This window comes from Leeuwenhoekiella obamensis, from assembly GCF_055391795.1.
Window position 1 is genome coordinate 3,180,577 of record NZ_AP029251.1, and the last position, 14,919, is coordinate 3,195,495.

Consider the following 14,919-nt stretch of genomic DNA (forward strand, 5'->3'; position numbering starts at 1 on the left):
TTATAGCGTTAAGTAGTTGAGTTGGATAGCTACACGATTGTAATCGTGTAGAGTTTTGAGCGCGGCAAGCTCTATTTCATAGGCATTTTCTAGCGTCTGGATGTATTCAAAAAAGTCGATTTCTCCATTTTTATAACTAGTTGCGCCCATTTTTATAAGCTGTTGCGAAAGTTCCTCGCCCTCATTGTCGTAATACTCAAGGGCCTTCCTGTACTTCGTGAGTTCGGCCCTAAGCTTTGCTTCCTGAGATTCAATGCGTATTTTATAATTCGCTAAATCCTGTTCTGCAGCTTCTTGCCTAAGTTTTGCAGCTTTTATTTTTGAGACTTTACCATTAAAGAACAGCGGAATCCTAACGCCCAGTTGATAACCAATTAAGTTTTCATCAATTCCATTATTACTGCCTTGAAAGTAACTTGCCGTCAAATCTGGTAAAAGCGCTTGCTTGTTTAGATTACTTTCGGCGACAGCGGCCTCGCCTTGCGCTTCATAAACCTGTGTTGCCGCTTGCACACTTTCGGCGGTTTGCACGATGAGCATGGCGGTTAATGGCGGGAATTCAAAAGTCAAAGAATCCTCTGCCTGCGCCATATTTGTTAGAGTAATCATAGATGCTCGTTTGTGTTCAAACACTTGGGCACGCTGGGTTTCGAGCTCTTTTTGTTTGGCTTTAGCCGTAATTTTCTCAAGATAATTAGACTCGCCCAGTTCAAACTTCCTGCTTGCCGCATGAGCAAAATCCTTATAAATACTGTCTAACTTTTCATAAATGCTCAGTTGCTCTTCATGCCACAGCAACTCATTGTAATTGATGGCCAATTCTTTTTCAAAATTGATTTTTGCCATCGCTTCCTGCGACTCGCTCAAGTTAAACTGACTGCGGTTGAGTCGTGCCCTGGCAAAATAAACCGTGGGAAATGCAAAACTTTGCTGCACGCCATACACGTGAATCGGCTGATTGTTATACGCCAGATTGTTCTCGTCATAATGGTAATAAACTTCGGTCTTATCGAAATCAAAGGCGCTTCCCACTTCCTTTTCCAGTGCTTGCGTGCGCAGGTTTGCCGCCTTTAAAGCTGCGTTGTTTTCAATTGCGATGGCCCGCAAATCATCAAAGTTTGCCACCTTTTCTTGTGCGTTCGCTTCCGCGAAAAGAACAAACGGAATAGGCAGTATTAACCACTTTAAGCGTAAGGCTTTTTTGAACTTTTTCTTTGTATCATGTTCAAAAATCGAAACCAAAACAGGTAGCACAATCAGCGTCAACAAAGTCGCTGTAATCAAACCACCTATTACAACAGTTGCCAGTGGGCGCTGAACTTCGGCCCCCGAGCCTTGAGAAACTGCCATAGGCAAGAATCCTAATGCAGCAGCTGAAGCTGTAAGTAATACCGCTCTAAGTCTGTCTTTAGCTCCTTTTACTACAATTTCATTTATGTTTTTCATGCCTTGTTCTCTGAGTTCTTTATAATGTTCAATCAGTACAATGCCGTTAAGCACTGCGATACCAAATAATGCGATAAACCCAACACCGGCTGAGATACTGAACGGCATATCCCTAATCCATAAAAACAGCACGCCACCCACCGCAGAAAGTGGAATGGCTGAGAATATTATCAAGGCTTCTTTTACAGATTTAAATGCAAAATACAGCATGATGAATATGAGTAATAATGCAATAGGCACTGCCACCTTTAATCGCGCGGATGCATTTTGAAGATTTTCATATTGCCCGCCATAATCAATGGTGTAACCTACGGGTAAAATGATGTTCTTATTTACTTTAAGCATGATTTCATCTACTACGCTTTGTAAATCTCTATTGCGCACATTCACTCCCACCACGATACGTCGCTGAGTGTCGTCTCGAGAGATTTTTGCGGCTCCTTTTGTGTAAGAAATGGTGGCAAGTTCTTGAAGTGGCACCTTTTCGCCGGAAGGCAAATCCACAAAAAGATTCTGTAGGTCTTCTATATTTTCGCGGCTATTCTCATCAAAGCGCACAACGAGGTCAAATCGCTTTTCACCCTCAAAAATGCTGCCTTGAGAAATTCCTGCGAATCCCATGGTGATGAGTTTGTTGATATCGGCAATGTTGAGACCATAGCGCGCGATTTTTGCACGGTTATAGTCTACCATGATTTGTGGCAAACCGGTTACTTTCTCAACGGTGATATCTGCTGCACCTTCCACATTTTGGATAAGATTGCTTATCTCGTTAGCCTTCTCGCTAAGGATATCTAGGTCTTCGCCAAAAACCTTAATCGCAATATCTGCCCGCACGCCAGTGATGAGTTCGTTAAAACGCATCTCGATAGGTTGGGTAAACTCTAGCTCAAGCCCAGGAATCACGCTAAGCGCTTCTTTTACTTTTTCGGCGAGTTCGTCTTTAGTGTCAGCATTTACCCATTCGCTTTTAGGTTTTAGGGTGACGTTAACGTCGCTTTCTTCCATAGACATGGGGTCTGTAGGAACTTCTGCAGCGCCTATTTTGCTCACCACTTGATTTACCTCAGGAAACTGGTCAATGAGGATTTGCTCCATTTTTGTGGTGATTTTTATGGTCTCGCTCAGGGAAGTTCCTGTTTTTAAAACCGGCTGAATCACAAAATCACCTTCGTCAAGCGTGGGTACAAATTCGCCTCCCATATTCACAAAAATAAAAGTGGCGATACCCAGTAAAACGGCAGCGCTAAGAATCACGAGCCTTTTTGCTTTCATCGCACCTTCAATCAATGGACTATACGCCCGGTTGAGCCATGAGATTAGCTTTCGCGAAAGCTTATTTGTAGTATTACCGCCGGCCTTGAGAAATAGTGACGATGCCACGGGGACGTAAGTAAAACAAAGAATCATCGCGCCTATCAACGCAAAGCAAAAGGTCAATGCCATAGGCCTGAACATTTTGCCTTCTACACCGCTAAGCGAGAGAATGGGGATGAAAACTATTAAAATAATGAGTTGACCAAAAACAGCAGAGTTCATCATTTTTGATGCGCTTTCTAGCGTGGTTTGATTCTTAATCGCTCTTAATTGTTTTCTATCTGTTACCGCTGGGTCTATTTGGCGTGAAGCCAACTGAAATGCAGTAAACTCAACGATAATTACAGCACCATCGATGATGATACCAAAGTCTATTGCTCCCAAGCTCATCAAGTTTGCATCTACACCAAAAATGTACATCAGCGAAAGCGCAAACATCAAGCACAACGGGATTACCGATGCAACCACAAGTCCGCTGCGGATGTTTCCTAAAAGCAAAACCACCACAAAGATGACGATGAGACATCCCAGAATCAGATTTTCGGCAATGGTGAATGTTGTTCTGCCTATGAGGTCACTGCGGTCAAGAAATGGATTGATATAAACACCTTCGGGCAGTGATTTAGAGATTTCGGCGACACGTTCATTAACGGCATCAATAACTTTTTTAGTCCCAGCGCCTTTGAGCATCATGATTTGTCCCAGCACTTTTTCACCCTCGCCGTTACCAGTAATCGCACCAAAACGCGTTGCATGACCATAACCTAAAGTCGCGATATCCTTAACATAAACAGGCGTACCGTTTTTATTGGCAACAACGATATCTCCTATTTCATCTAGGCTTTGCGCCAAACCTTCTCCGCGAATAAAATACGCTTGATTGGATTGCTCGATATATCCGCCGCCGGCAATGCTGTTGTTCTTCTCCAGCGCATCCATGACTTGGGTAACCGTGATTCCCATGGCGTTGAGTTGGTTATTGTCAATCGCTACTTCGTATTGCTTTAAATAGCCGCCCCAAGTATTTATCTCTACCACGCCAGGAATCCCTGAAAGTTGGCGTTTTACTATCCAATCTTGAATGGTGCGCAAATCCATGGCAGAATACTGGTCTTCATACCCCGGTTTTGTGTCAAGCGTGTATTGATAGATTTCGCCAAGGCCCGTGGTAATTGGCCCCATTTGCGGTGTGCCAAAACCCTCTGGGATTTGCTCTGCCGCAGATTGAATTTTTTCAGCGATAAGCTGCCGCGGAAGATATGTGCCGAGGTCATCTTCAAAAACGACCGTTACTACAGAAAGACCAAATTTTGAAACAGAACGTATTTCTTTTACGCCTGGTAAATTGGCCATTTGCAGTTCTACAGGATACGTTATGAATTGCTCCATATCCTGAGTAGAAAGATTTTCGGAAGTGGTGATAACCTGGATTTGGTTATTGGTAATATCTGGCGTTGCGCCAATGGCGATCTTAGATAATGAATAAAATCCAAAACCAAGAATGAGTGCCGTAAACAACAGGACGATCAATTTGTTCCTGATGCTAAAGCGTATGATTGCTGAAAGCATGATAACTAAATAAATAGGATTGTAAAATGCTGTGACCTCCTCAATGAGAAGCACAGTGAAATTCACCTGAAAAAGGTGCTCGTATTTACTTAGCTAAGCCGTGGCGGCTGAAAGATATCTGCCCTCTGTGTGAAGTTGTAGTTATCTGTATAAAAAAAGGAATCGCCCTTGTGAATGGGGCTTGTTTCATTTTTTAAAACTTCAAAAGATAATGGTGTGATGTAAACTGTAGCAAGATGAACATTTGCATGGCTAAAAGGCAGTTTCTCATGCTCATCATGCATGCCGTCATGCTCTTTGCGCTGGTCGCCATAATGTTTCTCAAAAAAAGAATACAGCGTATCACCATACTCTGCTTTATGCATCTCGTAGTGCTCAAAAAGGATTTTGAGATTGATAATATCATCCAGGCCAAAACCCATGCTCTGCGTGAGCATGATGATCGATAGTGCCAGGGTGTACAATCTATGCATGTTGTAAAATTAAAATAAAGCCATTCATAAAGACCGTCATTGTGTTAAATAATGAAGCAATGGGATTAATACAGAAACATTCCAAAGAAAATAGAGCAAGTCGTATCTTAGTCCGCGCAAGCTTAAAACCATCAAATGCCTACTTACGATTACATCATTCTTGGCGCTGGCCTTAGCGGTCTCAAGATGGCAACGCGTATGGCTAGCGACCCATTTTTCGCTGACAAGCAAATCCTGATCTTAGACAAAGAAGAGAAAACTAAAAACGACAAAACCTGGTGCCATTGGGGAAAGGGCGATAGCGATTTTCAGGAGTTGGTTTCTAAAACGTGGCCAAAGATCCAATTTTCCAGTACAGATTTTGACGAGCAATTTGCTATTGAGCCTTATGCGTATCATAAGATAGAATCGCTGGATTTTTATAAATGGGCTTTCGCCAAAATTTCTCAGACGCAAAACATATATTTTAAAGTGGAAGCCTTTGTGTCTTACGAAGAGCAGGACGATTGTATCTCGCTTAAAACCGACCAAAACGAGTATACCACAAGAAAACTTTTAACCAGTTTCTTACCGCCAGAAAGATTAGAAAAACAAAGGGTTTTTCCTGTATTGAAGCAGCATTTTATAGGGTGGAAGATCAAGACAAGGGAAAACGTGTTTTCACCTGATGTTGCCACGTTTATGGACTTTACCGTGCCACAGCGAGGCAATACACGATTTATGTATGTCTTGCCAGAAGGTAAGAACGAAGCACTTGTAGAATACACGCTTTTCTCTAAAGATCTGTTGAAAGACGAGGAATATGAAGCAGCGATCAAAGACTATTTAACCGAAAGGCAGATCACAGATTATGAGATCGTAGATAAGGAGCAAGGTGTTATCCCCATGACGGCTTTTCCCTTTGAGCAACATAACTCAAAAAACGTGATGCATATAGGCACGGCTGGCGGCTGGACGCGAGGCAGTACCGGTTATACGTTTCACTATGCAGAGAAGTTTTCGCGAAAGCTTCTTGATTTTTTAAAAACAGAAAAAGACTTTAAGCAATTTAAAATAGCCGATCGTTTTAGATGGTATGATAAATTGTTCCTGCAAGTGTTGAGTGCGCAAAACGAGCGCGGCGCAGCGCTATTTACCCTGATGTTTCAGAAGAATCCGCCAGAGCGTATTTTTAGATTTCTGGATGGAGAATCAACCTTAAGCGAAGATATAAAGATCATCTGGAGCTTGCCTAAAGTGCCTTTTCTCAAAGCACTTTTTGTATAAACTACATGCCGCGTTCCTTCTGGATGGTTTCGTAAGCTTCTTGTACTTTTCTAAATTTTTCTTCGGCGCCTTTGCGGTAGGCTTCATCCATGTGCTGTAGCTTGTCTGGATGGTATTTTTTTGCCATTTCGCGGTAAGCGCGCTTCACAGCAGCATTGTCTGCATTTCTCTCGATCTCAAGGATCTTGTATGCGCTGTCTGCACTTTTAAAGAACATGGCTTTGATACCTTCAAACTCGTTGCGGTTAAGTCTTAAATAGCCAGCGATCTGAGCGATCTTTTTCACCTCTGGCTCAGAAACCAGCCCGTCTGCTTGTGCGATGCCAAAAAGAAAATGCACGATTTGCAGGCGCACTTCATAACGCGTGCGAGAGACAAGATAATTGCAAACTCTGGCAGCATCTACTTGCCTGTTTTTTATAACATCGTTAAACGTTCTAAAGGTTGCGTTTGCACGTTCTTTGCCATAAGAGCGCACAAAATACATACGCACATAATCTAGCTCTTGCTGGCTTACTTTGCCGTCTGCTTTTATAACTAAAGAGCAAAGAGAGAGAAGATTTAACTCAAAATCTCCGGGAGAAACATTTCTTGTTGAGGTAGGATTCGCCCAACTTTTTGTGGCGGTTTTTTTTGTTCCCAGTGCGTTGTCTAACAGCATACCTATGAAGAATCCTATGATCCCTCCAGGAACACCTCTATACATCATGCCTACAATGGCACCTATCCATCTAATCATTAAACTGGCCTAATTTTAGGTTGCAAAAGTAAAGTCTAGCTATTAAATAAGTAGTAGATGTGTGGCATTTGTTACTTTATGGCGAGGTTTTGTTGGGTTTAGATTTTTGGCTGCAGCCAAAAAAACAAGATTATGTGTATGTTTTTTAAACTCTGCCCGACAGATAATGTAACTTTGTAACTTTAAAAAAATTAAGATAAGATATGTATCCACCAGAATTAGTAAAACCTATGCGTGAAGACCTAACTCAAGTAGGCTTTACGGAATTACATACTACAGATGATGTAAAAGCAGCAATGGAAAGAAGCGGAACTACACTTGTGGTAGTAAACTCTGTTTGTGGTTGTGCGGCTGCAAATGCACGTCCTGGCGCTAAGATCGCTTTGAGAAATGAGAAAACTCCAGATAATCTTTTTACAGTTTTTGCTGGTGTAGACCGTGAGGCAACTGATCTTGCGCGTGGGTTTATGGTGCCTTTTCCACCATCATCTCCTTCTATGGCATTGTTTAAAGATGGTGAGTTAGTGCACATGTTAGAGCGTCACCACATTGAAGGTCGTCCTGCAGAAATGATCGCAGACAATCTTGTAGATGCTTTTAACGAGTTCTGCTAATCAGACACATTAAAAAATATGAATCCCGATCTTGATGATCGGGATTTTTTTTGCGCCTAAATCAGTGCACAATTCATGTCTATCTCACTACTTTTGTGCTGTAAAAAGGTAATCTTCTCTTATGCCACACAACAAGCCTTTACTTCACCGTTTTCACATCTGGAGATATAAGCATATTTCTAATCAGAATTTTATTTACATACTTAGTATTCTGGTAGGACTTATGGCTGGGCTGGGAGCGGTTTTTTTAAAGAACCTTACCTATCTTATACAATGGCTGGTAGAAGGAAAATTAATTGAAGAATCTCACTTAGGTTTTTACTTCATTTTCCCAGTAATAGGTTTGATCTTAACCTTGATCATCATTAAAGTATTTGTGCGTCATCCCGTTAATCATGGTATTAGCAGTACACTGCGCGCGATCTCAAAAAGAAAAGGACTTTTAAGAAGACATCAGATGTTTGCTTCGGCGATAAGTGCGCCGCTCACTGTGGGTTTTGGTGGATCTGTGGGATTAGAGAGCCCCACGGTAATTACAGGAACCGCAATAAGTTCTAATATTTCAAGATTCTTTAGAGTAAATCAAGCAACGCGTTTATTACTGTTGGGCTGTGCTGCGGCTGGTGCGATGGCATGTATTTTTAAAGCGCCTATTGCAGCGATCATTTTTGCGATCGAGGTTTTTAGCCTTGACCTTACTTTAGTTTCTCTAGTGCCGCTTTTGCTAGCGTCTATTTCTGGAGTGTTGACCTCTCATTTTTTCTTTGGTTATGATACCATCTTGCCATTTACCTTGAGAGATGATTTTACCATTGACGACTTCCCATATTATTTGGTTTTAGGTATTGTTGCGGGGTTGAGCTCAGTGTACTTCTGCCGTAGTTACTTTAGCATTCTTAAGTTTTTCAACAAATGGCAATCGCCGTATAAAAAGTTGGCTTTCGCCGGAATTGCTCTTGGTTTCTTCGTTTTTCTTATTCCGCCGTTGTATGGTGAGGGTTTTGATACAATAAACAACTTACTTTTAGGAAATGATATTGAAGCGCTAGGCGATACATTCTTTGAAGCCTATTTAGATAACATCTGGATCATCATCGGGCTGCTTATAGGTCTTGTGATCTTTAAGGTTTTTGCCACGTCATTTACGTTTGCCGCCGGCGGTGTAGGAGGGATCTTTGCGCCAGTGCTATTTACAGGAAGTTGTTTGGGCAATTGCGTAGCAAAGATCATTAATAACATGGGCTTAGGCTTCCATGTTTCTGAAAGTAATTTCACACTTGTGGGAATGGCCGGTTTACTTGCCGGAGTTTTGCATGCGCCACTCACGGCTATCTTCCTTATTGCAGAGATCACAAATGGCTACGGACTTTTTGTGCCGCTTATGATCACCGCTGCGATCGCTTATGGTATTAATAAATACTTTCAGCCGCACTCTGTTTATGCGATGGAGCTGGGCTTGCGCGGCGAACTTATCACACACGATAAAGACAGCGCAGCGCTTACACTTATGGATCTTAACAGCGTGATAGAAACTAATTTTATCGCGGTAAAACCCACAACAACACTGGGTGAAATGGTTAAGAACGCTGTCGCAAAATCTACGCGTAACCTCTTCCCGGTTGTGAATGATGAAAACGAACTAGTAGGCGTCATAACCTTAGATGATATTAGAGATATCATGTTTGATGCAAAACTGTATGACAAGGTCGTGATAGAAAGTCTCATGCATGCCGCACCAGAATATATCTACCTCGAGAGCGATTCGGCGAAAGCCGTAATGAACAAATTTCAAGGCAGCGGCGCATGGAATTTACCCGTGATCAAAAACGGAAAATACCTAGGCTTTATCTCAAAGTCTAAACTTCTTACCGTTTACAGAAGACAACTTCTTAGAGTTTCAGGAAAAATATAGCATGAAAAAAGCACGTAGAATTTTAATGATCGTCATTTTCTTTTCTATTGTAATTGCCTTGGCAACAGGTTTTTATTATAGATCAGAAGAAGCATTTGCCGTGGGAGATAAAATTATAGGCATTGCGATCTTAAGCGGAGCATTTATTCTCATGCCCATCTTTTTATATCACCGCTGGAAGGATAAAAATGTAACAGATTATATGCTTAACGAAGAAAATATAAGAAAGATGCGCGATTATAATGATTCAAAAGAATCTGATAATCAATAGATTTCGGCTTCAATATATTCTACAATAATGGGCGGTCGTTTCAATAATTAGTGTAGATTTGTAACTAATCAAATATTTATAATGCTATAATGAAAGGTACAGTTAAATTCTTTATTGAGTCTAAAGGCTTTGGATTCATCACCAATGACGACACTGGTAAGGATATCTTCGTACACGCATCAGGACTTAACGGTCAAGTGCTTGAAGAAGGTGATCAGGTAGAGTACATTGAAGAAGAAGGACGTAAAGGAATGGTTGCCGCTCAAGTGCGCGTGATCCAAGACTAAAAATATATTCACTTATATTTTTGTACAAGCCCTCATTATGCAGGGCTTTTTTATTTGGCTTAAGCCAAAAAATCACACACGACATCTACAGGCAATTTTGTAATTTTCTTACATGAATAATACCCTTAATGTTGCCGCAATACAAGCGCCGCTAGCCTGGGAAGATCCCGCAGCAAATCGTGAATATCTAGAGCAGAAGATCAATGCAATACAAGATGCAGATCTTGTTGTCTTGCCCGAAATGTTTTCAACAGGATTTAGTATGAATCCACAAGGCTTCGCCGAAAGCACAAACGGCGCCACCGTGCAATGGATGAAGGCTAAAGCTGCTGAGAAGAACTTAGCTATCGCCGGCAGCCTTATGGTTAAGGAAGGAATCACATTTTACAACCGATTCTATTTTGTAACACCAGACGGCTCAATAACCAATTACGATAAGCGACATCTTTTTACACTTGCCGGTGAACATAAAGCGTACAAAAAAGGCGAAAGCCCGGTAACTGTAGAATACAAGGGGTTTAAACTGTTTTTACAGATTTGTTATGATCTTAGGTTTCCTGTTTTTGCGAGAAATACATGCGATTATGATGTTGTGATCTATGTGGCAAATTGGCCTAAAACTCGCGTGCACGCTTGGGATACTTTACTGCAAGCAAGAGCGATTGAGAACATGGCATATAGCATAGGCGTAAATCGCATAGGCAAAGACGGCGGTAATTATGAATATACCGGCCACAGTGCAATTTATGATGCGCTGGGAGCTACCATTGCTTTTGCAGATGAAGACGAAACTACGATCACTGCAACTTTATCAAAGCAGCATATTATTGAAACCCGCGAGAAACTTAATTTTCTGGCAGACCGGGATCAGTTTCTTCTTCAGTAACAGGAGCTGTATCTGTAGCTTGAGATAAGATAAAGGTAGGTTTTGGGAACCAGCCTTTTCTCACATCCACAACTTCTGGATAGTAAAAAGCAGTTTCTGGCTGTCTGCGTAGTAAGAAGTTACCAGTGTCAAATTTACCATTACCGTTTTTATCTTCTATCACTCTTACTAAGTAGCCAGATGGCGCAACTGTGTTGAAGGTAAATACCGTTTGACCAGGTTTGCCGGCTTGTTCTAGTTTTACGTCGCCTTTGTCTGTAGTGAGCTGTACGATGTATGCTAAACTGTCTTTGGCTGCAGCCAAAGTAATTTCAAAATCACCAAAATCAGAATATTGGGAAGTCCTTGGGCCGTACGTTAACGTGTCGTTTTTATGCCCTAAGAAATCTGTAAAAGCCTCAGGAAGCATCTGGATCTTATACGTTTCGCTTTCATCTGTTTTAAAACCGATGGTAAACCTAGATTCACGCGGATAGAGATTTACCTTAAAGTCTTTTACAAACGTTGAATCCTTTTTCTCAATACTGATCTTTGAGGTGTCAACAGCGACAATAGGGATGTTTGTGTTTACCTTAAAAATATCTCCAAGTGCGATGTTGTTGCTGTTCTCTGGCAAGAAAACAAGAGAATCGTTTTTCACTGGTCTTTTTCTTAAGACAAGCGTATCATTTGCCGTTGGTGTTTTAATATTAAAAACAAGAGAGTCTGCTTCAAAATTGGGTTTGTACCAATACTTTATCGAGTCTTCGTTTTTACGATACGTGATGAGTTTCTCAAAATCTGCTGGTTTTTGTGAGATCAGATCAATTTCAACACTGTCTGCAAAACCCTGAAAAGCAAAATTAACCCGCTGCGATTTCAGTTGGCGTGGGCGCTCAACCTCAGTCAACAGATCTTCATTAAACAAGGTTATGGTGTGAAACTTCGCTGTGTCTGCAGGAAGCGTTATAAACTCTTCAATAAAACCTATTTTGTCTTTATCTGGTTGAAAAGTGAAATTGTTATCCTCGTCTTTAAGAGCCACAAGTCGATACGTGCCAGCTTTAAGATTCGTAAGTTCAAAGGTGGTTAAACTATCTAACGTGTTTGTGACATAGCGTGGTTGCTCATTAAACACAACCGAGTCTTTATAAATACTATCTCTTTCATAAAGCATCACCGTTACATAATCCTCAGGTAACGGCATGAGTGCATCTTTGATCTCACCTTTTACCTTAAGCGAATCAATATAATCTCCTGTAGACATCACATATTTAAAAAATGGATAAGGATTACCCTCGTTATTGTCTACAATACTTTGCCCAAAGTTGAAAACATATGTAGTATTAGGCACTAGCGCTGTATCCTCGATCTTGATGCTTACATATTTTGAAGCGCCGCCCATGGGAGAAACCAAAGGTTTTGGAGAGATAGGCGGAGAAATAATTAGCTGCTTCTGTATATCCTTAAACTTGATGTACTCGTCAAAGTAAATGCGAATCTCTTCTTCATCAAAGTTTATCGTATAATTAGGCGGATCTGCTTTTACAAACACCGGTGGATCTTCATCCTTAGGACCACCCGTGGGCGAACTGCGTTTAGCACAATTAACCACAAGCATGAATAGCGCACAAAAAGCTAAAAAATTGAGGATTCTCTTTCTCATAAGCATGGCAAAATAACGACAAATTTTTGTGTTTTCGTGTGCAGGTTTTAGCTCGCTGCCATCGCCATAAAAGCCATACTCACTTTTAGTCCAGAAATTTCTTGCAGCGCAAGATAACAACCCTCTGCAGTTCCGCCGGTGGTGATGAGGTCATCTACCAGTAAAATATGCTTATTCATTAGTTTTTCTTTTTGCCTTACGGCGAAAGAATTTAAGATAGAAGTGCTTCGTGATTCTCGTTTCATGAATACTTGTTTAGACGTACTGATACGGCGATAAAGCACATCTTTAACCACAGGAATATTGAGTGCTTTTGCAATTTCTATAGCAAAACCATCTACTTGATTATATCCTCTAAAGTGTCGTCTTATCCAATGAAGCGGTACGGGAACCACACAATCTACATCAGCAAATCTCCCTGAAAGTTTTAATTCTTCACCTAGCCAAGCGCCTAGATTGTAACTAATGCTTTCATGATTTCGGTATTTTAAATTGTGAATAAGATGCTGCACATCGCTCTTTTTATGATAGTAGAACAAAGCCGTAGCATACTCCAGCGGAACTCGACCTAATAATAAATTATGAATTGGTGTTTCTTCAAGTGTGTGAAAATCTGTGCGAGGTAGAGCATGCCTGCAAGTGGTGCAAATAAACTTTTCACCCATATTTAAATGCTCATGGCATGATGGGCAAACTTCTGGAAAAAAGATATTTAGCAACGCATTCATGTTTTAAAAGGTACGCTTTTTTTAAAAAAGTGGTCAAAAATGGCTTTTTAGGGATCTGATGAGAAAAATTTTGGCGAAAGCCATAAATACATCTCACTTAAAAAGTGCCGCATTACATGGATTTTTTATTTTTACCACCCTAAACTAAAATTTTAGAATGGCACAACAGGAAGATAAGTTTAAGAAGGTAATTGCTCACGCAAAGGAGTACGGATATATTTTTAGCAGTAGTGAGATCTATGACGGGTTAAGCGCGGTGTATGACTATGGTCAAAACGGGGCAGAGCTTAAGAAAAACATTCGTGATTACTGGTGGAAGTGGATGGTGCAATTGCACGAAAATATTGTGGGGATCGATGCATCTATCTTTATGCATCCTACAACCTGGAAGGCTTCAGGACACGTTGATGCTTTTAACGATCCGTTGATCGATAATAAAGATTCTAAGAAAAGATACCGTGCTGATGTGCTTATAGAAGATTATGCAGAGAAGCTTAATCAAAAGGCAGAGAAGGAGATCGCTAAGGCGAAAAAGCGTTTTGGCGAAAGCTTTGACGAGGAGCAATTTGTAAGCACAAATCCACGTGTGGTGCGTTACCGCACAGAGCAACGTGAGGTGCTAGAAAGAATGGCGCGCTCGCTAGAAGCAGAAGATCTTGCCGATGTAAAAGCATTGATAGAGGAACTGGGAATCGCAGATCCTGAAACTGGTTCTAAAAACTGGACAGATGTTCGCCAGTTCAATTTGATGTTCGGTACAAAACTGGGAGCATCTGCAGAGACAGCTACAGATCTTTATCTGCGTCCAGAAACGGCTCAAGGTATTTTTGTAAACTTCTTGAATGTGCAAAAAACAGGAAGGATGAAAATTCCTTTTGGTATTGCACAAACAGGTAAAGCGTTTAGAAACGAGATCGTAGCGAGACAGTTTATCTTCCGTATGCGTGAGTTTGAACAAATGGAAATGCAATTCTTTGTACGCCCAGGAGAAGAGTTAGCGTGGTATGAAAAATGGAAGGAAGACCGTTTAAAATGGCACTTGTCTCTAGGTCTTGGTGAAGAAAATTATCGTTTCCACGATCATGATAAATTGGCGCACTATGCAAATGCTGCGGCAGATATAGAATTTAATTTCCCATTTGGATTTAAAGAACTTGAAGGTATTCATAGCCGCACAGATTTTGATCTTAAAGCGCATGAAGAGCATTCTGGTAAAAAGCTACAATTCTTTGACCCAGAACTTAACGAGAATTACGTGCCTTACGTGATCGAAACTTCTATAGGTCTTGATCGTATGTTTCTAGCTGTTTTCTCTCAATCACTTATGGATGAAGAGTTAGAGAACGGTACCACAAGAACGGTTCTTAAAATCCCGGCGGTTATCGCACCGGTAAAAGCTGCGATTCTTCCACTAGTTAAGAAAGACGGATTGCCAGAAGTTGCGCGCAAGATCGTCGATGAACTTAAGTGGGATTTTAACGTTGACTATGATGAGAAGGATGCTGTAGGAAGAAGATATCGTCGTCAGGATGCTGCGGGTACACCATTTTGTATCACGGTAGATCACGACACGTTAGAAGACAACAGTGTTACCATAAGAGATCGTGACACAATGGAGCAAAAGCGAGTGCCTATCGATCAACTATCACAAATACTGCATGATAAGCTTGATTTTAAGCACTGGATCAAATAAAACGATTAAGCCTCAAGACATTGAGGCTTTTTTTATGCTTTGTGCGTATATTCACATATCTTAGAGCTATTAT

At 41.0% G+C, this 14,919-nt stretch carries 12 protein-coding genes; 7 read left to right on the forward strand and 5 right to left on the reverse strand.

Features of this window, described 5'->3' with window-relative positions; translation table 11 throughout:
• Together ACZ5L8_RS14120 and ACZ5L8_RS14125 are read right to left on the reverse strand one after the other, a co-directional pair.
• On the reverse strand, positions 1-4,332 hold the full coding sequence (locus ACZ5L8_RS14120) for a CusA/CzcA family heavy metal efflux RND transporter (protein ID WP_464438315.1): 4,332 nt from the start codon (positions 4,330-4,332) through the stop codon (positions 1-3).
• 89 nt (positions 4,333-4,421) lie between these two features.
• Positions 4,422-4,805: a hypothetical protein gene (locus ACZ5L8_RS14125; protein WP_464438316.1), complete on the reverse strand. Its 384-nt coding sequence runs from the start codon at positions 4,803-4,805 to the stop codon at positions 4,422-4,424.
• A gap of 135 nt (positions 4,806-4,940) precedes the next feature.
• Here ACZ5L8_RS14125 and ACZ5L8_RS14130 point away from each other — a divergent pair, with 135 nt between their 5' ends.
• Positions 4,941-6,071, forward strand: coding sequence for a lycopene cyclase family protein (locus tag ACZ5L8_RS14130; protein ID WP_464438317.1), 1,131 nt, complete (start codon positions 4,941-4,943; stop codon positions 6,069-6,071).
• Between the two features lies 1 nt (position 6,072).
• Here ACZ5L8_RS14130 and ACZ5L8_RS14135 read toward each other — a convergent pair whose 3' ends face one another.
• On the reverse strand, positions 6,073-6,810 hold the full coding sequence (locus ACZ5L8_RS14135; RefSeq protein WP_464438318.1) for a TerB family tellurite resistance protein: 738 nt from the start codon (positions 6,808-6,810) through the stop codon (positions 6,073-6,075).
• A 203-nt stretch (positions 6,811-7,013) separates the two neighbouring features.
• Here ACZ5L8_RS14135 and ACZ5L8_RS14140 point away from each other — a divergent pair, with 203 nt between their 5' ends.
• From ACZ5L8_RS14140 to ACZ5L8_RS14160, 5 genes are all read left to right on the forward strand, one after another.
• Positions 7,014-7,424: a BrxA/BrxB family bacilliredoxin gene (locus ACZ5L8_RS14140; protein ID WP_462599990.1), complete on the forward strand. Its 411-nt coding sequence runs from the start codon at positions 7,014-7,016 to the stop codon at positions 7,422-7,424.
• Positions 7,425-7,545: 121 nt separating this feature from the next.
• On the forward strand, positions 7,546-9,336 hold the full coding sequence (locus tag ACZ5L8_RS14145; RefSeq protein WP_464438319.1) for a chloride channel protein: 1,791 nt from the start codon (positions 7,546-7,548) through the stop codon (positions 9,334-9,336).
• Between the two features lies 1 nt (position 9,337).
• Positions 9,338-9,607, forward strand: coding sequence for a hypothetical protein (locus ACZ5L8_RS14150; protein WP_464438320.1), 270 nt, complete (start codon positions 9,338-9,340; stop codon positions 9,605-9,607).
• Positions 9,608-9,696: 89 nt separating this feature from the next.
• Positions 9,697-9,894 (forward strand): cold-shock protein, encoded by a 198-nt coding sequence (locus tag ACZ5L8_RS14155; protein WP_462599987.1) that lies wholly within the window; start codon positions 9,697-9,699, stop codon positions 9,892-9,894.
• Between the two features lie 112 nt (positions 9,895-10,006).
• Positions 10,007-10,780, forward strand: coding sequence for an amidohydrolase (locus ACZ5L8_RS14160; protein WP_464438321.1), 774 nt, complete (start codon positions 10,007-10,009; stop codon positions 10,778-10,780).
• On the opposite strand, the gene ACZ5L8_RS14165 is transcribed toward ACZ5L8_RS14160, so the two are convergent.
• Both ACZ5L8_RS14165 and ACZ5L8_RS14170 read right to left on the reverse strand, forming a co-directional pair.
• The gene (locus ACZ5L8_RS14165; RefSeq protein ID WP_464438322.1) at positions 10,740-12,425 is read right to left on the reverse strand and encodes an Ig-like domain-containing domain; all 1,686 of its coding nucleotides are present in this window, start codon (positions 12,423-12,425) and stop codon (positions 10,740-10,742) included. The genes ACZ5L8_RS14160 and ACZ5L8_RS14165 overlap by 41 nt on opposite strands.
• Before the next feature lie 47 nt (positions 12,426-12,472).
• On the reverse strand, positions 12,473-13,153 hold the full coding sequence (locus ACZ5L8_RS14170; RefSeq protein WP_464438323.1) for a ComF family protein: 681 nt from the start codon (positions 13,151-13,153) through the stop codon (positions 12,473-12,475).
• A 157-nt stretch (positions 13,154-13,310) separates the two neighbouring features.
• On the opposite strand from ACZ5L8_RS14170, the gene ACZ5L8_RS14175 reads away from it, so the two are divergent.
• Positions 13,311-14,846: a glycine--tRNA ligase gene (locus ACZ5L8_RS14175; RefSeq protein WP_464438324.1), complete on the forward strand. Its 1,536-nt coding sequence runs from the start codon at positions 13,311-13,313 to the stop codon at positions 14,844-14,846.
• Positions 14,847-14,919 lie beyond the last annotated feature (73 nt).